Genomic DNA, 24,717 nt, shown 5'->3' on the forward strand with positions numbered 1-24,717 from the left:
CGCGAGGGGGCGGCGGCTCAGCAGCAGACGACGACGCTGGTCGCGCTCATCGACGCGACGGGGCTGCTGATCACCGACGTCGTGGGGTCCATCTCCTGGAGGCTCAGGGGGGATTCGGCGTGCGCCTCCACCTCGAATTCGCCCTCGCCTGCGTCCGCGCCTTCGGGCGCGTTCTCCTCGGCGGCGGATTCGGCGGAATCACTCATGGTCGTCTCCTGTCGGTTCTCAGGTGTCGGAAGGGCCGCCCCGGAGGACAACGCGAGCGGGAAAGACGTGTGGGTGGCGCGTCCACGAGGACGCGCCACCCACCCAGCTCGGTCAGGCGCAGGCGGCCAGGCTGACCGTGCTGCCCGGGGCCTGGAGGCCGCCCAGCACACCCTCGCCCTGGTCGGGCTTGCTCACGCCCATCTCCTGGAGGTCCAGGGGGGATTCGGCGTGCGCCTCGACCTCGTTCTCGGGGGTCTCCGCGATGTCCTCGTTGGTGGGCTCGACGGAATCAGCCATGATCGTCTCCTCTTCTGGGCGGGGTACGAGCAGGTGGTGGGAACACCTCAGAAGCTAGGACCGGCCGTTTCGGAACCGGTGAAGCCGCGGTATAAGCGCGGTATCGTCCCAGGTGATGCGGGGTTGGTCCGAACTCTCACCAGCAGTCCCCGCATTGCCGGTTCGCCACAGGCACATCATCTGATATAAGTCGTCTGCCTGATGTCATTCATCTCAGCTCACGATCCCATCTCCGGATCAACGGGCGGGAAAGGTGAAACCGGATATGGCCGAACCAGCGCACGTCAGTCTGCGGCTCTCCGTCCTCGGCCCGCTGTCCGTCGGCACGGCCGAAGGCCCCTTCCCGCTCGGCCCGCTCAAACAGCGGCTGCTCCTGGCCATGCTGCTGTGCCGCCCCAACACCCCGGTCTCACTGGGCTTGTTGACGGACACCTTGTGGGACGGCAATCCGCCGCGCACCGCGCGCAAGAACATCCAGGTGTACGTCTCCGCGCTGCGCAAACTCCTTGACCGCGCGGGAGCGGGCGACCGGCTCGAGCACCACCCGGGCGGCTACCTGCTGCGGGTGCGCGACGACGAGTTGGACTCGCTGCGCTTCCAGGGCCTGGCCAGATCAGCCCGCGAGGCCGCCGGGCAGGGCGCGTTCGGCCCGGCGTCCCGGATGCTGCGCGAGGCGATGGGGCTGCGGCAGGGACCGCCGCTGCACGACCTGAGATTCTCACCCACCGTCAGATCCGAGGCGGAGCGGCTCGACAGCCGCTACCTCCAGGTCTACGAGGACTGGGCCGAGGCCGAGTTGCGGCTGGGCCGGGCCACCGAAGTCGCCGACACCGTCGCCGATCTGGTGGAGCGTCACCCCGAGCGCGAACGGCTCAGGGCCGTCCAGATGAACGCGCTGTTCGACCAGGGGCGGCAGACGGAGGCCCTGGCGGCGTACGAGGGGCTGCGCCGGCTGCTCGCCGTCGAGTACGGGCTCCAGCCGAGCCCCGCGCTGGAGACGCTGTACCGCTCGATGCTCGACGGCGGCCCGCAGGAGCCCGGCGGCCCCTTCGCTCCGTCCGGCGCGCGGGCCGCGGCGCGGCGCTCCTGCGGAGTCCTCGGCGCCCTGCTCCCCCAGGACCTGGCCGACTTCACCGGCCGTGAACGCCAACTGCGCTTTCTGCTCAAGCTGTTGGGCAGTGACCGGCATCTGGCGGTCGTCACCGGGCCGGTCGGCACCGGTAAGACCGCGCTGGCGGTGCACACCGCGCACCGGCTCGCCGCGGAGTTCCCCGACGGCCGCGTACTGATCCGGATGCGCGACGCGGCCGGGCGTCCGCGTTCGGCCGCCTCGGTGGTCGCCGAGCTGGCCCGGATGGCGGACCTTCCCGGGCAGCGGGCGGCGGCCGTCGACGACGGGTCGGAGGACGCCGAGGAGGCCGCCGCCGCGTGGCGTGACTGGCTCGGGCCGCGCCGGATCCTGCTGGTGCTGGACGACGCGGCCGACGAGGCGTCCGTACGGCCGCTGGTGCCGGACTCCGGCGGCAGCGCCGTACTGGTGACCTCCCGCGCGCAGTTGGCCGGACTGGTCTCCGCCGACCGGCTGGAACTGGCGCCCTTCGACCTCGGCGAGAGCCTCGAACTGCTCGGCCGGATCGTGGGCCACGAGCGGCTGCGGGCCTGTCCGGAGGCGGCCCGGCGCATCGTCACCGCGACCGGCATGCTGCCGCTCGCGGTCCGGGTCAGCGGTCTGAAGCTCGCGGTACGACGCCATCTGCCGCTCGGTGAATACGCGGCGCGGCTGGCCGACGGCAGGACCGTACTGGACGAACTGGTCGCGGGCGACACGGATGTACGGCCGCGGCTGGCGAGCGGGTGGCGGGACCTGTCGGCGGCGGACCGGACTACGCTGTGTCTGCTGGGACACCTGCCGGAGGGGCCCTTCACGCTGCGGCAGGCCGCGGCGGCGCTCACCTGCGGCCAGGACGACGCGCTGCGCCGGCTGGAGTCCCTGCTCGACGCGGGCGCGCTGCTCGCCCCGGACAGCGAGGTCACCGCGCACGCCGCGCGGTACGAACTCCCGCGCCTGACAAGAGTCTACGCGCGTGAACAATCCCTCCTGGGGATGCGGCCACTCCCCCGGGCCACCGCCTGAGGAGCCTTCGGCGCAGGGCACACGCGACGGAACACGCCACCAGGCGCGCCGGTGAGCTGCGGATTTACCGTTTCCCAACCGTCCATGACCCCGACCTCGAACCGGCCCCGCCGAGACTTCGGTGGACGAGGAAGGGAGCACGCGATGGAACTCGCCGAACTCATGACGCTGCGCCCCGAACCCGGCGCGGGACTGCTCCTGACCGTCACCGGCCGCTGCCCCCTGCACTGCGCGCACTGCTCGACCGCCGCCACGATGGCCGCGGACGAGCCGGACGCGGACCGGCTGCGCGCCTTCGTCTCCACCTTCACCCCGGCCGAGCACCCTGCGGTGCTGATGATGACCGGCGGCGAGCCCTTGCTGCGGCCCGAGTTGGTCACCGACCTCGCCGCCACGGCGCGCGCGGCGGGCACCAGGACGGCGCTGCTGACCGGCGCCTTCTTCGTCGGCCGGGCGGACCACGGCGCGGGACACCTCGCCTCCGGCGCCGGCCCGCTGCCCGCTCCCGTACCCGAGTCCGTGCCCGTTCCCGAGCGGATCTGGCGGGCCGTCACCTCCGTCGACCACTTCTCGGTGAGCCTTGACGCCTTCCATGAGCGCGAGGTCGACCGCAGGTCCGTATTCGGCCTGATCCGGCGGGTGTTGGAGGCCGGAGTGGCCACAAGTTTCCACCTGGTCGGCGCCGGCCCCGACGACCCCTACCTCGCGGACGTCACCGCCGACATCCGCCGTACCTTCGGCGACCGCGTCCCGATGCTCGTCAACTCTTTGCGCCGGGTGGGACGCGCCGCGTCCTGGGCCGCCGCGAACACGGCGCTGCCCGGTACCGCGCTGCCCGGTACCGCGGCGCCCGACCCCGAGCGGGCGCTGCCGTGCTCGATGGCCGCGTGGCCGGTGGTGGCCGCCGACGGCACGGTGGTCGCCTGCTGCAATCAGCGGGTCGTCGACCGCAGGCCCGCCCCGCGTCACCTGACGCTCGGTCACATCGCCACCGACGACTGGCAGTCGGTCGCCGTACGGGCCCGTACCTCTCCGGTCCTGCGGATGATCAGGACGGTCGGCCCGGCCCACCTCCTGCACCGGTACGGCGGCGCGGAGCAGGCGGCCGCGCGCCCCGACTACTGCGCGGGCTGCCGGGCGCTCGGGGACCATCCGGAGGCGCTGGCCGCGGCGAGTGCGGCGGCCAGCGGGCCCGTGGGGGCGCTGCTCGACCGGTACGCGGCCCGCGGCCAGGTCGAGGCGGGCGCGGCCACGCTGGTGCGGCGGCACGGCTGCGCGCCCTACGCGGACCTGGTCGACCTGCCCGGAGCGCGGCGATGACCACGGTCGGCACGGCGGGCGCGGGCGCCGCGCTGCGGGTCCGGCTGCTGCTGACGGCCCCCGCCGTGCGGGCGACGACCGCGGCCGTGTGGCGACCGCCCGGACTCGCCGCGCGCTACGCCACGTATCTGACGGTGATGCACGGAGTCGTCCGCGCCTCGGTGCCGCTGATGGAACGGGCGGTGGCGCGGCTGGCGGAATTCGGCCCGCGCGACCCGTTGTGCGAGCCGCTCACGGACTATCTGCGGGAGCACATCGAGGAGGAGCGCGGCCACGACGACTGGCTGCTCGGTGACATCACCGCGCTGGGCGGGGAACCAGCGGCGGTCCTCGCCGAGCAGCCCATATCCGCCGTCGCGCGCCTGGCGGGCGCGCAGTACTACTGGATCGAGCACCATCATCCGGTAGCGCTGCTCGGCTACATCGCGGTGCTGGAGAGCAACGCGCCCGCGCCCTGGCTGGCGGACCGGATCGCCGCCGCGGGTGTGCCGGAGGCGGCGCTGCGCACGGTACGCGGCCACGCCGAACTGGACACCGGGCACACCGCCGCGCTCTTCGCGCTGCTCGACGCGCTGCCGTTGGACCAGGCCCAGGTACGCGCGGTCGTGATGAGCGCGCTGCACACCGTGGACGGACTTGTGGAGCTTTTCGCGCGCATCGGCCGGACAGCGGAGCCGGAACACCTCAGGGAAGGGACGTACACCTCATGAGTGACACGGCGGCGCGGGGCGGGGAGAGCGCGGAGCGGGCAGGCGACGGAGCCGACGACGCGCTGGTGGTGTTGGAGTCGCACGGCTTCGGCGTCGGCGAACTCACCGACGAACAGCGCGAGGTGCTGCGCGGGCTGAGCAGCCAGGAGCTGTCGATGATGCTCGACATCAAGGCCCGGCTGGACGAGGTGGGTCCCGAGGTGCAGGCCCACAGCGAGATCGCCGGCGGGGCGCTCTTCTGACATCTCCCCGCGACCGGGGTCCACACGATCGGGAAGAGACCGGGGTCCACACCATCGGGAAGACACGGGGAAGGGACGGGGAGACGAGATGACCACGCGCTGCGCCTCGTGCGACGGCGATCTGCCGCAGGACGCGCGCTTCTGCCCGTCCTGCGGCACACCGGCCGACTCCCCCGCACCCGTGACGGCGGTCGAGGAGCGCAAGGTCGTCTCCGTCGTCTTCTGCGACCTCGTCGGGTCGACGGCGCTGTCCGGTGTGCTCGACCCGGAGACGCTGCGCACGGTGGTGCTGCGCTATTTCGACCTGATGCGCGAGTGCCTGGAGCAGTTCGGCGGCACGGTCGAGAAGTTCATCGGCGACGCGGTGATGGCCGTCTTCGGCGTGCCGGTGACGCACGAGGACGACGCGGCGCGGGCGCTGGCCGCGGGCCTGGCGATGCTCGACGCCATACAGCGGCTCAACGAAACGGAGTTGGAGCCGACGCTCGGCATTCGGATCGGTGTCCGGATCGGCATCAACACCGGCCCGGTGGTGACGGCCTCGGATGTGTCGTCCCGTCAGGCGCTGGTGTCGGGCGAGACGGTGAACGTCGCGGCCCGGCTGGAGCAGAACGCCGGTGAGGGCGAGGTCCTGATCGGTCCTGAGAGCCGCAGGGCCGCGGGGGCGACAGCGGTCACCGAGCGCGTCGGCCCTTTGCGGTTGAAGGGCAAGGAGGACGCGGTCACCGCCTATCGGCTGCTGGACGTGGTCGAGGAGGAGCCGGAGCTGACCCGCCGCTTCGATGTGCCCTTCGTCGGCCGGGACCGTGAACTGGACGCTCTGTGGGCGACGTTCCGCGCCGTCGCGGACCGCGCCGGGCGCGGCCCGAATCTGGTGACCGTCCTCGGTGAGGCCGGGATGGGCAAGACCCGGCTGATCCACGAGTGGCGCAAACGGTCGGGCCGCGCCTTCCGCTACGGCTCGGGCCGCTGCCGCACGTACGGTGAACGCGGCAGCCTGGCGCCGCTGGCCGACGCCGTGAGCCAACTCCTGGACGCCTTCCCGGAGATCGCCCAGTCCCCGGCGCGCGCGGGAGAGCCCTCCCCCGAACGCCAGGAGATCGACGCGGCGCTGGCCGTACTGTCGGCCGGGCTGCTGGAGGACGGCACACCGAATCCGTCGACCGACGACACCTGCGCGGCGCTGACCGGTCTGCTGGCCGCGCTCGCGCGCAGGCGGCCGGTCGTGCTGGTGCTGGACGACCTCCAGTGGGCGAGCGACCCGCTGCTGACGATGGTCACCGCGCTCAGCGCCGAACTCACCGCGTCCGCTGTGCTGTTCGTCTGCGCGGCCCGCCCCGATCTGCTCGACCGCGGCGTCGGCTGGGGCGAGGGCGGCCCGCGCTCGCTCTCCTTGACGCTGCCCGGTCTGACGGCGACGGAGGCCGAGGCGGTGGCCGAGGCGCTGACCGAGGTCGGGGCGCACTGGGACGGCGGGGCGCCGTCCCAAAAGGGGGGTACGGGCGTGCCGCCGCAGGTGCTGGAGTCCGCGGGCGGCAATCCGTTCTATCTGGAACAGCTCATCGCCGCTCTCGCGCAGCCCGAGTCCGGCTACCGCCCCGACGGCGGAGGCGATGTGCCGACCACCTTGCAGGCGCTGCTCGGCGCCCGGATCGGGGCGCTCGGCCGGGCGGAGCGCGCGGCGCTGGACATCGCGGCCGTGGTGGGACGGGAGTTCAGCGCCGACGAGGTGGCCGAACTGGTGGGCGGGGACCGGGAAGGCGCGCCCGGCGGCGCGCTGCACGACGCGGACCCGCCCTCGGCGGAGACCGGGTCCGGCGGCCCGGCGCTGGACGGCGCGGTCGGCGCGGCGCTCGGCATGCTCAGCAGTCACCGCCTGCTGCGGCCCGCGGACCGGCAGGGGCCTTCCCCGTACCGGCTGCGCTTCAGCAGCGGTCTCGTGCACGAGGTCACGTATCAGTCGATGGCCAAGCGGACGAGGGCGGAGCGGCACGAGCGGGCCGCGGCGGCGCTGTCCGCGCGGCTGGCGGGCGGCGGCACGGCGGCGGGGAGCGCGGGGGAAGGCGCCGCCCCGTACGGCGGTGTCCTGTTCGGCGGTGGCGCTCCCGGTACGCGCGGCGCCGAGGATGCCGCCGCCGTGGCGGGTCACCTGGAGCGCGCCTACCGCTACCGCGCCGAGTTGGGCACGCTCGGTCCGCAGACGGACGAACTGCGCCTGCGGGCCGCCGCGTTGCTGATCGAGGGCGGGTCCAGGGCGCTCGCGCGCTCGGATCTGGCGTGGGCGGGCGGGCTGCTGGAGCGGGCGGTGGAGCTGACCGTCGAGGGCGAGCCGGAGTGGGCCGCGGCGGCCCGGCGGTTCGGTGACGTGCTGCTGGCGACCGGGCGGACGGACGAGGGCCGGGCGCTGCTGCTGCGCGTGCTCGCCGCCGCGGACGCGACGCCGGGGGACGCGGTGCGGCCGGTGGAGGCCGCGCACGCCGACCTCGCCCTGGCCGCGGTGTCGGCGGCCCCCGACGGGAGCAGCGCGGGGAGCGTCGCCCAGCGGACGCTGCCGGTCTTCGAGAGCGCGGGCGACGACCTCGGGCAGGCGCGGGCGTGCATCCGGCTGGCGCAGGAGCGGCAGTTGCACGGCAGGCACGGCGAGGCCGATGTCCTGCTCTCCCGCGCCCTGGACCACGCGCGCCGCTCGGGCGCCGAGCCCGAACGGGCCCTGGCGCTGGGCGCGATCGGCGTCTCGCTGTGGCGCGGGCCCGAGCCGGTCCCCTCGGCGGTCTCGCGCAGTCGCCGCCTGCTGGCGGAGCACGGCGACCGTCGCCCCACCGTACGGCTGACCCTCAACTGCCCGCTGGCCGTGCTGTTCGCGCTCCAGGAGCGCTGGGACGACGCGCACGCCTGTCTCGCCGGGGCGGAGCGGCTGGCCGGTGAACTCGGTTACGCCGAGGGCCGGGTGGTGCTGCCGCTGTTCGCCGCGGCGGTGGCGACGCTGGCGGGCGACGGGAGCCGGGCGCTCGGTCTGCTGGACGAAGCGGACGGCGCCGCACGGGAGTTGCAGGCCGAGGCCCTGCGGGACGCGGTGGCCAGGGACGCGGCGCGGCTGCTGGTGGACGCGGGCCGTCACGACGAGGCCGCGGCCAGGCTGGCCACCGCGCCGGACCCCGGACACACGGCACTCGCCGCCTCGGACGCCGCCGACCTCGACGGGCTGCTGGCCAGGATCGCCGCGGCGCGCGGCGCGGCCGAGGAGGCCGCACCGCTGGCGGAGCGGGCGGTGCGGACCGCGTCCGGCACCGACTCGCCCGTCGTCCTGGCGGTGGCCTGGCTGGACCGGGCCGACGTGCTGCGCCGGGCGGGCCGTACCGAGGAGTCCGCGAGCGCCGCCGCGCAGGCCGCCCGGCACTTCGGCGCCAAGGGCCATGTGCCGGGGGCGCGCCGCGCCGTGCGATGGCGGGAGGGTCCGCCGTGAGGCGCCAGGACCAGGGGCACCGGAGCGGACGGGCGCCGACCGGCGCCCGTCCGCTCCCGCTCCGGCCTCTCGGGCCACCACCGCATCGGAAGGCGACAACGCCAGAACGCGAAAGGCTGCTGATGAAAACCGCCGAACACGGCGCCGGCCCCGGACTCACCTGGACGCTGCGCGGCAAGCGCCCCGAGGACGTGCTGATCACCGCCGACGGCGAGCTGCCCGCGCTCGACCGGAGCTGGGACGACGCGCGCGGCGCCGGGGTGCGGGTGTGCGTGGTGGACTCGGGTGTCGAGGACGGCCATCCGCTGATCGGCCCGGTCGACGGCGCGTGGACGGTGCGCAAGGACGAGACGGGCACCAGCGTGGTCGAGACGACGGCGACCGACACCTGCGGGCACGGCACGGCCTGCGCGGGCATCATCCGCAGGACCGCACCGGATTGCGAGCTGTACAGCGTGCAGGTGCTCGGCAAGGGGTTCGGCGGGACCGGCGACGTCCTGCTCGCGGGACTGCGCTGGGCGATCCGGCAGGGCTTCGACGTGATCAATCTCAGCCTGTCCACGACGAGGCCGCAGTTCGCCGAGGAGTTGCGGGTCCTCGCCGACGAGGCGTACTTCCGGGGGACGGCGATCGTCGCCTCCGCGCACAACACTCCGGTGGAGAGCTACCCGTGGCGCTTCGCCTCGGTGATCTCGGTGGGCAGCCACCAGGAGGACGATCCCGATCTGCACCTGTACAACCCGAGCCCGCCGGTCGAGTTCTTCGCGCCGGGCCAGAACGTCCAGGTGGCCTGGCTCGGCGGGGCGACGATCAGGACGACGGGCAACAGCTTCGCCACGCCGTACATCGCCGGGCTCTGCGCCCGCATTCTGTCCCGGCACCGCCGGATGACGACCTTCCAGCTCAAGAACGCGCTCTACCTTTCCGCGGCCAACGTCCAACTGGGCATCAGGGGTGCTTCGTGACACAGAGCAACACAGCGACGGATCCGCTGTCGCAGGAGTTGATGCAGTCGGTGGTCGACACGGCACGGGCCATCTTCGGCGCCCAGGCCAGTTCGGTGTTCCTGCTGGACGAGTCGAGCCACGAGCTGGTCTTCCAGGCCGTCTCGGGCCAGGGCGAGAGCTTCCTGGTGGGGCGGCGTTTCCCGGCCGAGAGCGGGATCGCGGGATGGGTGGTCTCCTCGGGTGAGCCGATGGTGGTGGACGACCTGTCGCACAGCGCGTCCTTCGACCGGGACTTCGCGGAGTCCACGGAGTACGTGCCCGATTCGCTGATGGCCGCGCCGCTGACGCATGGTGACCGGGTGCTGGGGGTGCTGGAAGTCCTCGATCCCGTGCCGCAGTCCAGGTCGAGCCTGGACGAACTGGATCTGCTGGCGCTCTTCGCCCGGCACGCGGCGGCGGCGCTGCGGGTGGTCGTGGACCGCGCGCGGCCCGCCGACAGCGGCTCGCTCGGCGGTGACGGGCGCGCGGCGGCGCTGCGGATGGCCGAGGATCTGCGGCGGCTGCTGGAGACCTCCGCCTGAGCCGGGGAGCCCTCCGCTCAGCCCGTGGGCGCCGCCCCGGACCCGCACCGACCTGCGACGCGCCGGAAGGGAGGGAGGGGAGATCTCAGGGTGTTCACAGGTGCGAGTTGTCCCCTGAACAGGTGACAATGAGTAGGGTGTGTTCCTCCGGCCCCGGATCATCTGCCTAGCCTGAGCCGGGGAGAGGGAGGTGGCCGTGAGACGACGAATATCCTTCGGCCGCCGCCTCCCGACGCCCCACCCCGACCTCTCGCCGCAGGTGTCGGTCGCCGGGCGGACACCTCCGGTGCTCACCGCGCTGCCCTACGTGTTCATGGCCGTGGTCGCCGTGGTGGATGTGAGCGTCGGGACCAGTGTCGGCCTGCTGCCGCTGGTCTCGCTCGGCCCCGCCTTCTCCGGTCTGGTCGGCGGCTGGCGGCGGACCGCCCTGGTCGGGGCCCTGGCCGTCGCGCTCGTGTGCGCCCTGGGCGTCTACGACGGCCTGTTCGAGGAGCGGCGCGGTTTCAGCGCCCTCGCCTCGGTGATCGGCGTGACGGTCGCCGGAGTGATCGCCGCCGTGATGCGCCAGCGCCGCGAGACCGAATTCGCCAACGTACGGTCGATCGCGGAGGTCGCCCAGCGCGTCCTGCTGCGCCCCGTACCGCGCAGCGCGGGCCACCTGCGCACGGCCGTGTCGTACACCTCCGCCGTCGCCGAGGCGCGCATAGGCGGCGATCTGTACGAGGTCGTCGCGTCGCCGGTCGGCGTGCGGGTGATCATCGGCGATGTGCAGGGCAAGGGCCTCGAAGCGGTGGAGACCGCCGCCGTGGTGCTCGGCGCCTTCCGTGAGGCCGCGCACGACGAACGGGATCTGACGGGCGTCGGCGAGCGGGTGCAGCGGGCCGCCGACCGGGCGCTGAGCGGCGAGAAATTCGTCACCGCGATCATCGCCGAGATCAGCGAGGAGCGCGGCGCGACCCTCCTCAACTTCGGCCATCCCGCGCCGATGGTGCTGCGTCAGGACGGCGTCGCGTGCTTCCCCGAGCCGCCGCAGTACGCGATGCCGCTGGGGCTCGGCGTGCACGGCGGTGACGCTCCCGAGCCGTTTGCCGTCCCCTTCGGGCCGGGCGACCAGATGCTGCTCTACACCGACGGTGTCACCGAGGCCCGCGACCACACCGGCGCCTTCTATCCGCTGGGGCAGCGCGCGCACTTCCTCAAGGACCCGGATCCGGAAGCCGCGTTGGAGGCGCTGCGGACCGATCTGGTGCAGCACACGGAGGGGCCGCTGCACGACGACGCGGCGATGCTGCTGCTGCGCTTCCGCGACCCCGGCCCGGCGTTCGCCGCCTTCGACGGCGCCTGAGGGCCCGGACGGCACCGGCGCGGGTAAAGGGTTCGCAATGTGCGGATGCCTCGCCGTGCGGTCCGTGACGGGTTGTCCGCAATGAGCGACCGGCCCCACCCGAACACCCCTGCGAACACCGGTGTCGCGTCATAGAGTGTCGAGCCGTACACGCGGGCGGAGGCACGCACCGTTTGCCGATCGCGGTTGGAGGAGATCCCGGTGACGCTGCGCGCGTCCAGAGGCGGACCGGTCCCGCCGGACCACCCGGCCGTGTCCGCGGCGCACCTCCAGCGCGACGAGGCGGCGGCGCTCACCCTCTACCGGACCCTGCGCGACATGGGCGAGGGACGGATCGCGGAGGTCGCGGAGGCGGCCGGTCTGGACGCCGCGGAATCCGCGGGCGGCTGGCGGCGGCTGGACGAGCTGGGCCTGATCCGGATCGTGGGCGCGGTCGTCGAACCGGTCGACCCGGACGCGGCCATGGCGCACGCGATGGACACCTACAACGAGAACACCGCCAGGCAACTGCGGGACGCGCACTCGTTGCGCCGGGTCACCGAGTCCCTGATGACCGTCTTCCGCCCGGCCGTGGCCCGTGACTCGGCCGATGTCGCGGTGGAGCGGCTCGGCGACCGCAAGCGCAGGACGCGTACGGTGCGGGACCTCAACGCCGCCGTCCTGGACGCCTGCGACTCGATGCACCCCGGTCCGATGCCCCCGGCCGAGGCGCTGGAGGCGTCGCTCGACGAGGACGCGAAGCTGACCTCGCGCGGTATCCGGGTCCGGGTGATCTACCCCGAGTCGCTGCTGCGCTCCCCCAAGTACACCTGGTATCTGCACCGGTTGCTCGACATCGGCGTCGAGGTGCGGCTCCTGGAGCACTCCCCCTTCGACATCCTGCTCTTCGACCGGCACACCGCGTGCGTGCCCGGCGACCCCGAACGGCCGGGCGAGTCCATGCTGTTGATCCGCGGCTCCGCGCTCCTGAAGGGCTACACCGCGCTGTACGAGGACTACTGGCTGCGCGCCTCCCCCGTCGTCCTCGCCGCGCCGCCCGCGCCCGCCGAGGGCCCGGAGGTCAACGACCAGGAGCGCACGGTCATCCGGCTGATGGCGAGCGGGCTGAGCGACGACCAGATCGCCCGGAAGATGGGCGTGCACCGCCGCACGGTCCAGCGCGCGGTCGCCAAGCTGATGGACCGCCTCAATGCCTCAAGCCGCTTCGAGGCGGGTCTCAAACTCGCCCGCGACCCGGCCCTGATGAAGGTCTACCCGCTGAACTGACCGGCCGGGGTGACCCGTTGACGGCCGTGACGTACCAGCGGGGGCGCCACCAGGCCCAGGTGGTGCCCCCGCCGGCTGCCGTCGGCGGCCTCCACACCAGGTGGAGTGCCGCCTCCGGCAGCCCCGGCCCGCGGACATTCGGGGGATCCACGGGCCGGAAGTCGTGTCGCCGCGGCGGTCCGGCGGTCGCCCGCGGCGGGTGGTGCGCACGCGGGACCTCCGCGTGATGGTGATCGGCCTGCCGACAACTCCCTCGCTACGCCTGAACGTTCACGAGCCCTCCCGGAGCCGACGGCATGCCGTTCCCCCCGAGGCCGCGCACCGGCCGAAGTCACCTTCGGCGCCGTACCCGACCACACCTCGATCTTTACCCACCCGACAACCGCTGGCTACGAACCCCCGAGTACGTAATGCCCGGTGAACGGCTTCGCGCAGGCCACCTGAGGTGTCCAAAAGGAGACAGCGACCCAACTGGACAATGGTGGCGGCGGCGTAGCGAGCGCGCTTGCCGACTGCCACTGGTCGGTACGTCGTCGCAGGTCAACGGCGTTGCCACGGACGGCGACCGACCACTGACGCAGGGCGGGATTCGACCGCTGAGGACGGGTTTGCGCAGGTGGTGGGGGCCGGCCAAGTCGGTTGACACCCCATGCGTCCAGCGAACACGATCGACTGGTAAGCGCATTCTGCGGCTGGGCACGCCACTGGTCAGTCCGGGCGCGGGCCGAGCATCCGGGGGGAACGGTCATGACGCGCGGCTCGAACAGCACCACCCCGCTCATCCGCGGGTTTCTGCGGCAGGCCCGCAAGGATTACGCGGGGCCGCCGGAGCCGGGCAGCGGGCACACGGGACACCGCCCCGCCGGGCTGAGCCAGCAGGCGGTGGCGCACCGGATGGACATCTCGCCGCGGCTGTACCAGGACTGGGAGGGCGGCGGCCGGCCGGTGCCGGTCCACCGGCTGGACAGCCTCGCGAGCACCCTCGGCCTCGACCCGTACCAGCGCGACGAGTTGTGGTTCATCGTGACCGGCGGCTTCGCGCCGACCGGCCCGGCCCAGCCGGACCTGGAGGCGATGAGCGGCTGGCGGCTGTACCTGCGCGCGCTCCAGGTGCCCGCGCTCGTTCTCGACAGCACGTGGCGGATCCACGAGGACAACGCGGCCTGGCGCGGCCTGTTCGAGCCCGAGGGCCAGCGGCCACCGGCGAATCTGCTGCGCTTCATCCTCTTCTCGCCCTACGCGCGCCGCCTGTGCGGGGACTGGCAGGCGAGTTGGGCGGTGCCGTACCTGCGGCAGCTCAGGCTGGAGGCGGGGATCAGCGAAGAGCCGGAGCTGCAGCGTATCGTCGCGGAGCTGCAACTCGACCCGGAGCTGGGCGTGTTGTGGCAGACGGTCGGCCGGGGCGGACGGATGGCGCTGCACAACGACGGTCAGGTCCGGCTGCTGATCCCGCCGGGCGGCCGTGCCCCGTACCGCGTACGCACGCTGGTCTCCTCCCCCGCCCACAACCCCCGTGTGCGGATGGTGACCTTGCTGCCGACTCCCGTCGAGGCGACCGTGATCGCCCACGAACCGCTGGTGTCGCTGCCGCCGACCGCCGCGTGACCTCGGTGAGGAGAGCGGCGCGAGCGACGGGAACGGCGGGAACGGCGGGAACGGTGGCATCGGCGGGAGCACGGCCGCGGGCCCGGAGCGCATCTTCCGTACCCGCGGCCGAACGCCTCGCGACGCCTTACGGCTGTCGCGGTCCTCGCGGCTGACGCGGTGCTCGCGCTGTTGACGCCGTGAGCGCCGTGAGCGCCGTGAGCGGCTTGCGCGCTGTTCGCGCTGTTCGCCGCGTCAGCGGATCGTGACCTTGACGACGTTGGAGATCCCGCCACCGCCGACGATGCGCAGGTTGTTGAGGCCCTTGATGCCCAGCTTGACCCGCAGGTTGTACGTGGCGTCGTGGTTGGTGTTCATCGACGCGGGCAGCGAGACCCAGCGCTTGCCCTGCATCTGCTGGAGCGTCACCCGCGTGCCGACCTTGATGTTCTTGGTCGCGCCGTAGATCCGGAACTGCTGCCATGCGTTGATCGCGCTGACCGTCGCCTTGGCGGTGATGGCGGGTCGGGCGACGGCGGGCGCCATGGCGACGCTGTCCGCCGCGACGGCCTGGGCCACGGGTGCGGTCAACAGCGTGAGGGCGGTGAGACCGGTGGCACAGGCTCGCGAGAAGCGAAGCATGAAGGCTCCTACGGGGTGAACTCTGACATTTCGTCACATCGTAGGAGCCGGTCGCCACTTCACCGGAGAGTGACGCGCCGGGGCGGGCACGGGATTCCGGTCAGGAACCGCCGGGCTCCGGACCCTCGTCCGCAGCCGTGCCGGTGCCAGTGCCAGTACGTGCGTCCGTGCCCGCCCCCGGACCCGCGCCCGCATCCAGACGGTCTCCTCACCGCGCTTCAGAGCGTGTCCTCACCGCGCTCCAGCAGCGTGGCCGCGGAGCCGACGATGCGCGGGTCGGGCGTACCGACCACCTCGTCGTCCCTGTCCGCGTAGTCGAATCGGGCGAGGACGCTGCGCATGGCCTCGACGCGCGCCCGCTTCTTGTCGTTGCTCTTGACCACCGTCCATGGCGCGTAGGCGGTGTCCGTCTCACGGAACATCGCCACCTTGGCGGCGGTGTAGTCGTCCCAGCGGTCGAGTGAGGCGAGGTCCATCGGGCTGAGCTTCCACTGCCGCACCGGGTCGACCTGCCGGATGGTGAACCGGGTGCGCTGCTCGTCGCGCGAGACCGAGAACCAGAACTTCACCAGGTGGATGCCGTCGTCCACCAGCATCCGTTCGAAGGCCGGGGCCTGCCGCATGAAGCGGTGGTACTCGTCGTCCGAGCAGAAACCCATGACCCGCTCGACGCCCGCCCGGTTGTACCAGGAGCGGTCGAACATCACGATCTCGCCCGCGGTCGGCAGGTGGGCGACGTACCGCTGGAAGTACCACTGCCCGCTCTCGCGCTCGGTCGGCTTCTCCAGGGCTATCACCCGTGCGCCGCGCGGGTTCAGGTGCTCGATGAACCGTTTGATGGTGCCGCCCTTGCCCGCGGCGTCCCGGCCCTCGAAGACGATGACCAGCCGCTGGCCGGTCTCCTTCACCCAGCTCTGGAGTTTCAGCAGTTCGATCTGCTGGAGCCGCTTGTGCAGTTCGTACTCGGGCCGCTCCATCCGCGTGTCGTACGGGTAGTTCTCCCGCCAGGTGTCGACGACGCTGCCGTCCGCCCTGACCAGGACCGGGTCGTCCTGGTCGGTGTAGTCGACATGCATGCCCGCAAGGAGTGCGGAGCCGTCGGTGCCTGCGCTCATCGCTCGCCCGCCCTTCGCCGGTGGAACCGTCAGTGGACCCGGTGGTCCTCAGCCACCGCGGGTGGCCTCAGTGGAACTGCGGAATGATCAGATACAGCCCGTAGAGCACCGCGCACGCGCACGCCAGGAAACACGCCCCTGCGCCCGCGAGCTGTCCCGTGCCGCTGCCGCCCGACGCCCGTACGGTGTCGCGGGCGGAGAGCGCGAGCACCCCGACCGCGAAGACCACGACCACGCCGACGGTGACGCCGAAGCTCACCGCGGCCACCTCGCCCAGCGCGTTCCAGTCCACACTCATACTGCTGTTCCCCTTTTCCCCGATGATGCCGGTGATTCCGGTGGCGTCGCCGCTCAGACGCCCGCGCCGGCGGGCGCGGCGGGACGGACGGAGGTGGTGTGGCCGTGGTTCACATTGTCGGCGTGGACCGGGTTGCGGCGCGAGAGGACGACGATGCCGCCCGCCACCGCGACGGCGATCAGCGCGATCACCACGACGCCCGGCGTACCGCCGTGCACGACGACACTCGCGGCCACCGCGCCGACCGCCGCGGCCGAGGGCAGCGTCACCAGCCAGGCGAGCGCCATCCGGCCCGCGGTGCCCCAGCGGACCTCGGCGAGCTTGCGTCCCATGCCCGCGCCGAGGATGCCGCCGGAGCAGACCTGCGTGGTGGACAGGGCGAAGCCCAGATTCGCGGAGGACAGGATGACCGCGGTGGACGCCGACTCCGCGGCGAAGCCCTGCGGCGACTCGATGTCGACCAGGCCCTTGCCCATGGTGCGGATGATCCGCCAGCCGCCCAGGTACGTGCCGAGCGCGATGGCCAGGCCGGCGGCGAGGATCACCCAGACGGGCGGACCGGCGTCGTGGCCGAGCGCTCCGCAGGAGATCAGCGCGAGGGTGATGACGCCCATCGTCTTCTGCGCGTCGTTGGTGCCGTGCGCCAGCGAGACCAGCGAGGCGGAGGCGATCTGGCCGATCCTGAAGCCCTTGGAGACGGTGTCCTTACGGGCCCGGCCGGTGAGCCGGTAGGCGAGGTACGTCGCGGCGAGCGCCGCGAGCCCGGCCACGACAGGCGAGGCCACGGCGGGGATGAGGATCTTCTCGACGACCTTGCCGAAGTGGACGCCGTGCCGGCCCGCACCGACCCACACGGCGCCGATCAGGCCGCCGAAGAGCGCGTGCGAGGAACTGGACGGCAGTCCGAGCAGCCAGGTCATGAGATTCCACAGGATGGCCCCCACCAGGCCCGCGAAGATCATGCCGGGGGTCACCAGCGCGTCGTCGACGATGCCGCCGGAGATCGTCTTCGCGACTTCCGTCGACAGGAAGGCGCCCGCCAGGTTCAGCGCGCCGCTGAGCAGGACGGCGACCTTCGGCCGCAGCGCTCCCGTGGCGATGGACGTGGCCATCGCGTTGGCGGTGTCGTGGAAACCGTTGGTGAAGTCGAAGGCCAGGGCCGTGACGATGACCAGTGCCACAAGGAATGTGATGTGGTCCATGTGCCCAGGGAAGCAGCCCCCGGCGTACGCACGGGGAAGGGCGGGTGAAGGACCGGAGTGAAGGAGTGGGCGGACCCGCGCCGGGCGGTGCTTGACTGGTCCCGTGCGGGGCGGTAGGGAGATCCCGTCACCGCGCGGACGGTGCGAATGGGGGGGAACCATGAAGCCGCTCGAAGCGGGTGATCCCACTTCCGTGGGCGACGGCAGATACCGGTTGGCCGGCCGGCTCGGCCAAGGCGGTATGGGTGTGGTGTACTTCGGCCGGTCGCGGTCCGGCCGGGCGGTGGCGGTCAAGGTCGTACGCCCCGAGTTGAGCACCGAGCCGGGATTCCGGCGCCGCTTCGCCGACGAGGTGGCGGCGGCGCGCCGGGTCGGCGGCTTCCACACCGCGCCCGTGGTGGACGCCGATCCGCACGGCGAACCGGCCTGGCTGGTCACGGCGTTCGTGCCGGGGCCCACGCTGGCGGACGTGCTCGCCGATGTCGGCGCGCTGCCGACGGACACCCTCACGGTGCTGGCGGCCGGGCTGGCGGAGGCGCTGGAGGCGATCCACCGGGCGGGGGTGATCCACCGCGACTTCAAGCCCGCGAACATCATCGTGGCCGAGGACGGCCCGCGCGTCATCGACTTCGGCATCGCCCGCGCCCTCGACGGCACGGCGCTGACCCAGACCGGGCTCCAGATCGGCACCCCCGGCTTTCTCGCGCCCGAGCAGCTGACCGGCGGTCAGGTCAGCGCGGCGGTCGACATGTTCGCGCTGGGTGTGGTGCTCAGCCAGGCGGCGGGAGGCGCGCCCTTCGGTGACGGTCCGTCAGCGGCCCGGCACTACCGGGTTGTTCACGAGTCGCCGGACCTCAGGGCGGTACCTGACGAACTGCGCGCGCTGGTGGCCGCGTGTCTGTCGAAGGAGGCCGCCGCGCGGCCCAGCCCTTCGGAGTTCCTGAGCAGGCTGACGGTACGTCACCCGGATGACGGCGACTGGCTGCCCGCCGAGGCGACGGCGCTGCTGACGCGGGTGGTGCCGCAGGCCGTACCGCCCGCGGTCTCGACGCCCCCGCCCCCGCCCCACGCCACCGGGCCCGCCGCCGCGTCCGAGCCGACCGCCTCCTACGCGGGTCCCCCGGCGGGGAATTCGCCGTCGCCGCTCGCGTCCCCGTACGGTCCGGGGCAGGGGTACGGCGGCCCGCCGACGCCCGCGCCCACCCCGACGCCCGGTTTCGGTCCGCCGTCGGGGCCGCCGCGCGACCGGCGCAAGGGGACCGCGGCCGTGGGTCTTGTCGTGGTGGCCGCCGCCGTCGCGGGGGCGCTGGTCTGGCATCCGTGGACGTCCGGCTCCGCGAAGGACGACAACGCGGGCGCTCCCTCGGGCGGGCACACCACGACCGCCTCGTCGGCGCCGCCGACCCCGGCGCCGTTCCCCGATGTGCCGCTGCTGGTCCGGGTGGACACCGCCCCCGGCTGGCCCGCCACCTGCCACTCCTACATCGCGCTGCGCGACAGCGCGACCGACCGCCTCAAGCGGCTCGCGTCGGGCAGCCCGTGCGACTTCCTCCCCAAGTGGTCGCCCGACCGCAAGACCGTCGCCTTCACCCGCAGGACCGCCCAGGACACCTCGGTGTGGACGGTCGGCGCCGACGGCACCGGCGCCAAGCGAATCGCCGAGACCTCGGGCGGCCGGGTCTCCTGGTCTCCCGACGGCGGCAAACTGGCCGTGCTGCGCAAGGCCGGCGGCGTCCAGCAGCTCTACGTCGTGGACGTCGCGGACGGCTCCGCCCAGCAGATGACCACCGGCAGCACCCGTATCGAGGACCCTTCCTGGTCACCGGACGGCACCCGTATCGCGATCTGCGTCGAGAAGGGGACGGGCAACTGGCAGATCAACATGGTCGATCCGACGACGCCGGGCGCCACCCCGCAGCGGATCACCGACCTGCCCCGGCCCGCCCTCGACCCGGTCTGGTCCCCCGACGGCAAGGTCTTCGCCTACACCTCGGGCGACTACGGCAAGGGCACGCAGGGCGACATCCGCCTCGTCGGCACCGACGGCACCGGCGACCGGCCGCTGGCCGCCACCCCGGCCCACGAGATGGACCCCGACTGGTCTCCCGACGGCGCGTGGGTGGCCTTCGTCCGCGGCCCGCTCGCCACTCCCGAGATCTGGGCGGTCCGCGCCGACGGCACCGGCGAACGGCGGCTCAGCACCGACGCGGCCACGGAAGGGCACCCCGCCTGGGCGGTCAAGGGCGGCGGCTGAGCCCGGGGTCGGGCGACCGGTCCGACCGATACGGCGACGAGCACGGTCGCCACCGCCGTACGCGACGCCCCGGCGGCGCCCTGATTCGACGATTCGACATCCCCCCTGCCCCGGCATGTCCACCGCGCGGCGGACCTCGCCGCGCGCCGCCACAAACAGCGCGAAAAGCGTGAGAGTTGACTCTCACACATTGTGAGAGGACACTCTCCCGCCATGGAACCGGGTAACCGTTTGGGAGACATCGAGATCACCGACCCCAAGGCGATGCGCGCGCTCGCGCATCCGGTGCGGTTGGCGATCCTGGAGCATCTGCAACGCAACGGGCCCGCGACGGCCACCGTGCTCGCACCCCGCGTCGGGGCGACCCCTTCGGTGACGAGCTGGCATCTGCGCCATCTCGCGGGCTTCGGACTCGTCCGGGACGCGGACCCCGATCCGGACGCCGGGGGCGACGGGCGACGGGACCGGCGTGAGCGGCGGTGGCAGGCGGTCGCGCGCGGCTTCCGCTTCGAGGTGCCGGAGGACGACGGGGACGAGGAGGGCCGCTTCGCGGCGCGGCTGCTCTCGCGTGAGATGTTCCTGCGCTCCGCCGATCTGCCGGCCCGCTGGGCGGCCACCGTGGAGCCCGGCCTCGATCCCGCGTGGCGGCGGCTCTCGGGACTCGCCAACACGCGCGTCATGGTCACGCCCGAGGAGGCCGCCGCCATCGAGGACGGGATCGAGCGCGTGCTCGCGCCCTATGTGACGCGGGACGCGGCGGACCGCCCGGCCGCCGCCCGCTCCGTACGCCTGCTGCGCTACACGCTCCCTGAAGGTGAACCTCAAGGTGAGGGTGAAGGTCCGGCTGAGGTTGAGGCACAGGGCCGCGCACCGGGCACGGAATCGGGCGCGGACTCGGACTCGGACTCGGACTCGTATACGGATACCGGTACGCGAACGGCCGCGCGTAAGGACGACGACGGCGGCGGCACCCGGTGACCGCCGCAGCGACGCGGCCGCCCCCGATATCCGTGGCGCGCGACCGCCGCTTCGTCCGCTTCTGGGCCGGCCAGAGCGTCTCGCAGTTCGGCGACCGGATCAGCGAACTGGCCCTGCCGCTGATCGCGGTGAGCGCGCTGCACGCCTCCGCCAACCAGGTGGCGTGGCTGACCGCGCTGATCTGGACACCGAATCTGCTGGCGATCGTCCTGGGCGCGTGGGTCGACCACCAGGCCCGCAAGCGCGGCCTGATGGTGGCCGCGGATCTGATCCGCGCCGGGGTGCTGCTGTCGCTGCCCGTCGCGTACCTGGCGGGGGCGGTGACGCTCGGTCAGCTCTACGCGGTGGCGCTGCTGATCGGCGCCGCCGAGGTGCTGTTCAACACCTCCTATCCCCCGTTCTTCGCCCACCTCGTGCCGCGCTCGTCGTATGTGGACGCGAACAGCAAGCTCAGCGCGAGCCGGTCCGCGTCGTATGTCGCGGGTCCTGCCGTGGGCGGCGCGCTCGTGCAGGCGCTCACCGCGCCGGTGGCCGTCGTGGTCGACGCGCTGTCCTTCCTCGCCTCGGCCGTGCTGATCGGGCGGATCAGGATCGACGAGCCGCCGGTCGCCGCGGGCGCGCGGGACGCGCCGCTGCTGCGGCGGGCGAAGGAGGGGCTGGCGTTCGTCGTACGGCACCCGGTGCTGCGGGCCGGGCTCGGCACCTCGACCACCGTCAACTTCTTCACCTTCGTCTCCGGCAGCGGTCTGATGGTGCTCTTCGCCACCAGGAGCCTCGGTCTGTCGGCCGGCTTCATCGGCCTGGCCTTCGGTATCGGTTCCACGGGCGCGCTGCTCGGCGCGGTCCTGGCGCCGCGGATCTCGCGGTGGATCGGGATGGGGCGCAGCATCGCGATCGGCGCGGTGCTCTTCCCCGCGCCGATCGCGCTGGTGGCGGTCGCCGACGGGCCACCGTGGGTCGGCGCCGTGGCGCTGACCGGCACCGAGTTCCTTTCCGGCCTCGGTGTCATGCTCTTCGACGTCAACCTCAACTCCCTTCAGGCGTCCGTGATCCCCGACGGGATGCGCAGCCGGGTCTCCGGCGCGTACGCCACGGTCAACTACGGCATCCGTCCGCTCGGCGCGGTCGTCGGCGGCGTGCTCGCGACCTTCCTCGGGCTGCGTACGACCCTGCTGGTCGCGGCGGTCGGCGGGGCGCTGTCCGTGCTGTGGCTGCTGCCGTCGCCGGTGCCCGGCATCCGTTCGATCGACCAGGACGAGCGCCCGGAGGACACCAGGAACGCCGAGGACACGGCAGGGACGGCAGACACGGCGGTCGGCGAGGAGGTGGCGGACACGGCAGCGGCCGACGGCGCGGTGGCCGCCGGCCGCCGGCGGGGCCGTCGAGAAGAGCAGGATCAGGAGGTGGCGCCGTGACCGGGGGTCAGGGCGTGGCGCCGTACACCTGGACCTCGTAGAGCGAGTAGCCGTACGCCGTACCGCGCGCCGTGCCGTTGACGCGGACGTAGCGGCCGGTGCCGGTGAGGCCGGTCAGATCCTCGGTGCCGCCCTTGCCCGCGGTGGTGGAGTAGACCGTGGTCCAGGCGGCGCCGTCCGGGGAGGTCTGGACGGTGTAGCTCTTGGCGTAGGCGGCCTCCCAGCTCAGCTTCACCCGGCTGATGTGCGCGCTCGTGCCCAGGTCGACCCGGATCCACTGCGGGTCGGAGCCTTCCTTGCTGGCCCAGCGGGTGGAGGTGAGGTCGCCGTCGACCGCCTTGCTCGCGGGGTAGGCGGTGGATTCGGTGGAGGAGGCGGTGGCGGACCTGCCCTGCGAGAGCAGGGTGTCACCGCCGCCCGGTGGCGGTCCCGTGCCGCCGGAGGGGGTGAAGTTCCACTGGCTCGCGGCCCCGGAGCAGCTTCCGGCGGTGAGCGTCGAGCCGCTCGCCCGGAAGCACTTCTGCCCGGTCTGGATGTCGGAGACGGTGAGATTCGGGTTGACCGACCACTGCTGGTTCGGGCCGCCGTCGCAGGCTCTGAGTGTGATCGACGAGCCGGACAGGGTCGCGCAGAGATTGTTGCTGATCAGGAAGGCGCCGTGGAAGGTGAACGCCTGCGCTGCGGAGCCGGTGCAGGCCGCCGTGTCCAGCTTGGTGCCGCTGGCCGAGCTGTTCCCCGGATTGTCCAGGCACTGCCCGGTGGAGACGTTCTTGTACTGGCCGACGGTGGTGGTCGGCCGGGCTCCGCCGTAACAGGCGCCGGTCTTGGTGTTGAAGACGGGCGTGGCGTCGTACGGCTCGTTGGACGGCGGGTCCACGACGACGGATTCGAGCACCGGAGTGCTGTCGTCGTTGTAGTGGGTCAGCGCGTCCTCGCAGTCGATGGCGTCGAAGGCGTTGCCGCCCTGGCCGCCGAGCCAGAGGTCGAAGTGGTACAGATTCGGGCCGCCGTTGGGGCCGTGGCCGCTCCAGTCGGCGCCGCACTCCTCGCAGGAGTCCTCCATGACGAAGTACTTGCCGACCCTTGGCACCCAGATCCGCGTGCCCGCCGGTATCTCCTTGGTGGACGAGGCGAAGGTGATCGGGTCGGCGTAGGTCCCGGTGCCGCCGGCCGTGTCGTGCAGGCCGGGGTAGGAGATGTCGCCGCCGGGCGGGGTGTTGTCGTACCAGCCGTAGAAGGTGAGGAACGCCTGCCGGTCGGTGGAGGCCGCCGCCGCGGGGGACTTCGGGGCGGCCGAGGCGTACGGGGTCGCGCCGACGAGCGCGGCCATGACGGCCAGGACGAGGGCGCACAGGACGGCCGCGCCGCGCGGGGTACGGAGGCGGCTCATGCGGCCGGGCTCCAGTAGTCGCCCGCCATCACGATGTACACGAGCATCTTGATGGTCTCGCCGTAGTAGGCGTCCTCGAAGGGGTTGGAGGCGAGCTGCTTCCAGATCGCGTCGGTCCACGCCTGGTCGCCGGAGGCCATGGCGGCGGGACCGGCCGAGTCCCCGGCCTCCTCCGCCTCGGTGTCGCCCGAGACGTTGCCGTTGGCGCAGTTGAGCTTGATGTGCGGCTGGACCTTGGCCGGGTTGCCGCCGGACAGCGATTTCAGGCAGGCGGACTCCTTCTTCGCCGCGCCGTAGGCGACGGCGGCGGTCGAGGAGCCGTTGACCAGGGCGTCGGTGCCCAAGTGCCAGGGCACGCGCAGGGAGTTGTAGCCGACGATGTTGTCCGGCTGGTCCTCCTGGTAGTCGGCGGGGGCGGGCTTGGGGCTGGTGGTGTTGGCGTTGACGACGAAGTCGGAGAGCAGTCCGGCGGACGAGGAGTAGCCCGCGGTGAACTCGCTGATCACGGCCTCGGTGCGGGTGACGACCTTGTTCCAGTCGTGCGCGGTGTCGTAGGCGGCGAAGGCGCGCAGGTGGTCGAGCATCATGTCGGACGGCCGGGTGTCCGTGGTGGGGCCGTCGTCCTCGCACTTGAGGTGGCCGTCGGGCGCGACGTCGTGGGCGTAGAAGGAGGCGAGCCACGCCTTGGCGTCCGCTGTGTAGCCGCCCCACTGCTTGTCGGCGAGGATCAGGCCGTAGCCGATGTCGAGGTCGCCGTCGGTGGCCGAGTCCGGGGTGCCGCTGTCGGTGTACTTGCAGGTCTTGCCGTCGAGTTGCCACTGCATGAGACCGTCGGCGTCCTTGTGGTCCTTGACGAGCTGCCACAGGCCGTCGAACTCGGCCTTGGCGTCGCTGTCGTAACCGGCCATCAGGGGCACGATGTTCATGCCGTAGCCCTGGGCCTCGGAGACCGTGCCGTTGTGCGGGGCGTCGTCGTCGCCCTTGGTCGAGACGTAGTACTCGTTGGAGGCGCAGCCCTTGACCAGGTAGGCGCTCTTCCAGGAGTCGTACGCCTTCTTCACCGCCGCGTCGCGGGTGGTCTGCGTCGCGGAGGGCAGCACGCCCACCTTGTACGCGGTGTGCGCGGGGAACGGGTGCGCCGGGGCGGTGGCGGCGTCGGCCGTTCCGCCGCCCGCGGTCGCCAGCAGGCCGAAGGACGCGCAGGCGGCGACCGTACAGGCCGCCAGCCTCCTCGTCCTCGTCTTCACGGGTCGTGGCATCTTCCAACTCCTCGTCGGTTGTGGGGTACGGCGCCGGGCACGGGAGCGCGCACCGGGCAGGAGAGGGT

At 72.7% G+C, this 24,717-nt stretch carries 21 protein-coding genes; 13 read left to right on the forward strand and 8 right to left on the reverse strand.

All coding sequences use genetic code 11. The features are described 5' to 3' along the window. Positions 1-17 precede the first annotated feature (17 nt). Positions 18-206 (reverse strand): hypothetical protein, encoded by a 189-nt coding sequence (locus ACFY9V_RS18015; protein ID WP_355340796.1) that lies wholly within the window; start codon positions 204-206, stop codon positions 18-20. A 112-nt stretch (positions 207-318) separates the two neighbouring features. Continuing rightward, a complete protein-coding gene (locus tag ACFY9V_RS18020; protein WP_188283862.1) occupies positions 319-504 on the reverse strand; it encodes a hypothetical protein in 186 nt (61 codons plus the stop codon). 265 nt (positions 505-769) lie between these two features. Between ACFY9V_RS18020 and ACFY9V_RS18025 the strand changes: the two genes are divergently transcribed. The 10 genes from ACFY9V_RS18025 to ACFY9V_RS18070 all read left to right on the forward strand — a co-directional run bounded on the left by ACFY9V_RS18025 (position 770) and on the right by ACFY9V_RS18070 (position 14,117). Then, positions 770-2,638 (forward strand): BTAD domain-containing putative transcriptional regulator, encoded by a 1,869-nt coding sequence (locus ACFY9V_RS18025; protein WP_391161882.1) that lies wholly within the window; start codon positions 770-772, stop codon positions 2,636-2,638. Positions 2,639-2,782: 144 nt separating this feature from the next. Continuing rightward, positions 2,783-3,958, forward strand: a complete 1,176-nt coding sequence (locus ACFY9V_RS18030; RefSeq protein ID WP_391161884.1) for a radical SAM protein — start codon at positions 2,783-2,785, stop codon at positions 3,956-3,958. Next, a complete protein-coding gene (locus ACFY9V_RS18035) occupies positions 3,955-4,668 on the forward strand; it encodes an iron-containing redox enzyme family protein (RefSeq protein WP_391161885.1) in 714 nt (237 codons plus the stop codon). Before ACFY9V_RS18030 ends, ACFY9V_RS18035 begins: the two co-directional genes overlap by 4 nt. Continuing rightward, a complete protein-coding gene (locus tag ACFY9V_RS18040) occupies positions 4,665-4,910 on the forward strand; it encodes an aroma-sacti cluster domain-containing protein (protein ID WP_355340808.1) in 246 nt (81 codons plus the stop codon). Before ACFY9V_RS18035 ends, ACFY9V_RS18040 begins: the two co-directional genes overlap by 4 nt. A gap of 88 nt (positions 4,911-4,998) precedes the next feature. Then, a complete protein-coding gene (locus ACFY9V_RS18045; RefSeq protein ID WP_391161887.1) occupies positions 4,999-8,373 on the forward strand; it encodes an AAA family ATPase in 3,375 nt (1,124 codons plus the stop codon). 122 nt (positions 8,374-8,495) lie between these two features. Then, positions 8,496-9,338 carry a S8 family serine peptidase gene (locus ACFY9V_RS18050; RefSeq protein WP_355340814.1) on the forward strand — a complete coding sequence of 281 codons (843 nt, stop codon included), beginning with the start codon at positions 8,496-8,498 and terminating at the stop codon, positions 9,336-9,338. Between the two features lie 41 nt (positions 9,339-9,379). Then, positions 9,380-9,901 carry a GAF domain-containing protein gene (locus ACFY9V_RS18055; protein ID WP_188285584.1) on the forward strand — a complete coding sequence of 174 codons (522 nt, stop codon included), beginning with the start codon at positions 9,380-9,382 and terminating at the stop codon, positions 9,899-9,901. A gap of 313 nt (positions 9,902-10,214) precedes the next feature. Beyond that, entirely contained in the window at positions 10,215-11,246 is a 1,032-nt protein-coding gene (locus ACFY9V_RS18060) for a SpoIIE family protein phosphatase (protein WP_391162214.1), read from the forward strand. Positions 11,247-11,447: 201 nt separating this feature from the next. Then, positions 11,448-12,512, forward strand: a complete 1,065-nt coding sequence (locus tag ACFY9V_RS18065; protein ID WP_355340817.1) for a helix-turn-helix transcriptional regulator — start codon at positions 11,448-11,450, stop codon at positions 12,510-12,512. Positions 12,513-13,259: 747 nt separating this feature from the next. After that, complete coding sequence (locus ACFY9V_RS18070) at positions 13,260-14,117, forward strand: helix-turn-helix domain-containing protein (protein WP_391161890.1); 858 nt, start codon at positions 13,260-13,262, stop codon at positions 14,115-14,117. A gap of 234 nt (positions 14,118-14,351) precedes the next feature. On the opposite strand, the gene ACFY9V_RS18075 is transcribed toward ACFY9V_RS18070, so the two are convergent. The 4 genes from ACFY9V_RS18075 to ACFY9V_RS18090 form a co-directional block, all read right to left on the reverse strand. After that, positions 14,352-14,738, reverse strand: coding sequence for a hypothetical protein (locus ACFY9V_RS18075; RefSeq protein WP_355340823.1), 387 nt, complete (start codon positions 14,736-14,738; stop codon positions 14,352-14,354). Positions 14,739-14,956: 218 nt separating this feature from the next. Further along, the gene (gene ppk2 / locus ACFY9V_RS18080) at positions 14,957-15,853 is read right to left on the reverse strand and encodes a polyphosphate kinase 2 (protein WP_355340826.1); all 897 of its coding nucleotides are present in this window, start codon (positions 15,851-15,853) and stop codon (positions 14,957-14,959) included. Between the two features lie 67 nt (positions 15,854-15,920). After that, the gene (locus ACFY9V_RS18085; RefSeq protein ID WP_391161891.1) at positions 15,921-16,151 is read right to left on the reverse strand and encodes a hypothetical protein; all 231 of its coding nucleotides are present in this window, start codon (positions 16,149-16,151) and stop codon (positions 15,921-15,923) included. A gap of 53 nt (positions 16,152-16,204) precedes the next feature. Then, the gene (locus ACFY9V_RS18090) at positions 16,205-17,353 is read right to left on the reverse strand and encodes an inorganic phosphate transporter (RefSeq protein ID WP_391044897.1); all 1,149 of its coding nucleotides are present in this window, start codon (positions 17,351-17,353) and stop codon (positions 16,205-16,207) included. A gap of 193 nt (positions 17,354-17,546) precedes the next feature. On the opposite strand from ACFY9V_RS18090, the gene ACFY9V_RS18095 reads away from it, so the two are divergent. The 3 genes from ACFY9V_RS18095 to ACFY9V_RS18105 all read left to right on the forward strand — a co-directional run bounded on the left by ACFY9V_RS18095 (position 17,547) and on the right by ACFY9V_RS18105 (position 22,000). Continuing rightward, the gene (locus ACFY9V_RS18095) at positions 17,547-19,607 is read left to right on the forward strand and encodes a protein kinase (RefSeq protein WP_391161892.1); all 2,061 of its coding nucleotides are present in this window, start codon (positions 17,547-17,549) and stop codon (positions 19,605-19,607) included. A 231-nt stretch (positions 19,608-19,838) separates the two neighbouring features. Further along, complete coding sequence (locus tag ACFY9V_RS18100; RefSeq protein WP_391161893.1) at positions 19,839-20,585, forward strand: helix-turn-helix domain-containing protein; 747 nt, start codon at positions 19,839-19,841, stop codon at positions 20,583-20,585. After that, positions 20,582-22,000 carry an MFS transporter gene (locus ACFY9V_RS18105; RefSeq protein WP_391161894.1) on the forward strand — a complete coding sequence of 473 codons (1,419 nt, stop codon included), beginning with the start codon at positions 20,582-20,584 and terminating at the stop codon, positions 21,998-22,000. The genes ACFY9V_RS18100 and ACFY9V_RS18105 overlap by 4 nt, the downstream gene beginning before the upstream one ends. Positions 22,001-22,007: 7 nt before the next feature. Here the strand turns inward: ACFY9V_RS18105 and ACFY9V_RS18110 are convergent, their stop codons facing one another. Next, complete coding sequence (locus ACFY9V_RS18110) at positions 22,008-23,390, reverse strand: discoidin domain-containing protein (RefSeq protein WP_391161895.1); 1,383 nt, start codon at positions 23,388-23,390, stop codon at positions 22,008-22,010. Beyond that, the gene (locus ACFY9V_RS18115; RefSeq protein ID WP_391161896.1) at positions 23,387-24,649 is read right to left on the reverse strand and encodes a glycosyl hydrolase family 8; all 1,263 of its coding nucleotides are present in this window, start codon (positions 24,647-24,649) and stop codon (positions 23,387-23,389) included. The genes ACFY9V_RS18110 and ACFY9V_RS18115 overlap by 4 nt, the downstream gene beginning before the upstream one ends. Positions 24,650-24,717 lie beyond the last annotated feature (68 nt).

This window comes from Streptomyces sp. NPDC008317 (assembly GCF_042955955.1).
Classification (GTDB): Bacteria; Actinomycetota; Actinomycetes; order Streptomycetales; family Streptomycetaceae; genus Actinacidiphila.

What these genes read in the sequence shown, in the direction of transcription:
- ACFY9V_RS18015 (WP_355340796.1), bottom strand. Translation starts at nt 206, where the DNA reads ATGAGTGATTCCGCCGAATCCGCCGCCGAGGAGAACGCGCCCGAAGGC.
- ACFY9V_RS18020 (WP_188283862.1), bottom strand. Translation starts at nt 504, where the DNA reads ATGGCTGATTCCGTCGAGCCCACCAACGAGGACATCGCGGAGACCCCC.
- ACFY9V_RS18025 (WP_391161882.1), top strand. Translation starts at nt 770, where the DNA reads ATGGCCGAACCAGCGCACGTCAGTCTGCGGCTCTCCGTCCTCGGCCCG.
- ACFY9V_RS18030 (WP_391161884.1), top strand. Translation starts at nt 2,783, where the DNA reads ATGGAACTCGCCGAACTCATGACGCTGCGCCCCGAACCCGGCGCGGGA.
- ACFY9V_RS18035 (WP_391161885.1), top strand. Translation starts at nt 3,955, where the DNA reads ATGACCACGGTCGGCACGGCGGGCGCGGGCGCCGCGCTGCGGGTCCGG.
- ACFY9V_RS18040 (WP_355340808.1), top strand. Translation starts at nt 4,665, where the DNA reads ATGAGTGACACGGCGGCGCGGGGCGGGGAGAGCGCGGAGCGGGCAGGC.
- ACFY9V_RS18045 (WP_391161887.1), top strand. Translation starts at nt 4,999, where the DNA reads ATGACCACGCGCTGCGCCTCGTGCGACGGCGATCTGCCGCAGGACGCG.
- ACFY9V_RS18050 (WP_355340814.1), top strand. Translation starts at nt 8,496, where the DNA reads ATGAAAACCGCCGAACACGGCGCCGGCCCCGGACTCACCTGGACGCTG.
- ACFY9V_RS18055 (WP_188285584.1), top strand. Translation starts at nt 9,380, where the DNA reads ATGCAGTCGGTGGTCGACACGGCACGGGCCATCTTCGGCGCCCAGGCC.
- ACFY9V_RS18060 (WP_391162214.1), top strand. Translation starts at nt 10,215, where the DNA reads ATGGCCGTGGTCGCCGTGGTGGATGTGAGCGTCGGGACCAGTGTCGGC.
- ACFY9V_RS18070 (WP_391161890.1), top strand. Translation starts at nt 13,260, where the DNA reads ATGACGCGCGGCTCGAACAGCACCACCCCGCTCATCCGCGGGTTTCTG.
- ACFY9V_RS18075 (WP_355340823.1), bottom strand. Translation starts at nt 14,738, where the DNA reads ATGCTTCGCTTCTCGCGAGCCTGTGCCACCGGTCTCACCGCCCTCACG.
- ppk2 (WP_355340826.1), bottom strand. Translation starts at nt 15,853, where the DNA reads ATGAGCGCAGGCACCGACGGCTCCGCACTCCTTGCGGGCATGCATGTC.
- ACFY9V_RS18085 (WP_391161891.1), bottom strand. Translation starts at nt 16,151, where the DNA reads ATGAGTGTGGACTGGAACGCGCTGGGCGAGGTGGCCGCGGTGAGCTTC.
- ACFY9V_RS18090 (WP_391044897.1), bottom strand. Translation starts at nt 17,353, where the DNA reads ATGGACCACATCACATTCCTTGTGGCACTGGTCATCGTCACGGCCCTG.
- ACFY9V_RS18110 (WP_391161895.1), bottom strand. Translation starts at nt 23,390, where the DNA reads ATGAGCCGCCTCCGTACCCCGCGCGGCGCGGCCGTCCTGTGCGCCCTC.
- ACFY9V_RS18115 (WP_391161896.1), bottom strand. Translation starts at nt 24,649, where the DNA reads ATGCCACGACCCGTGAAGACGAGGACGAGGAGGCTGGCGGCCTGTACG.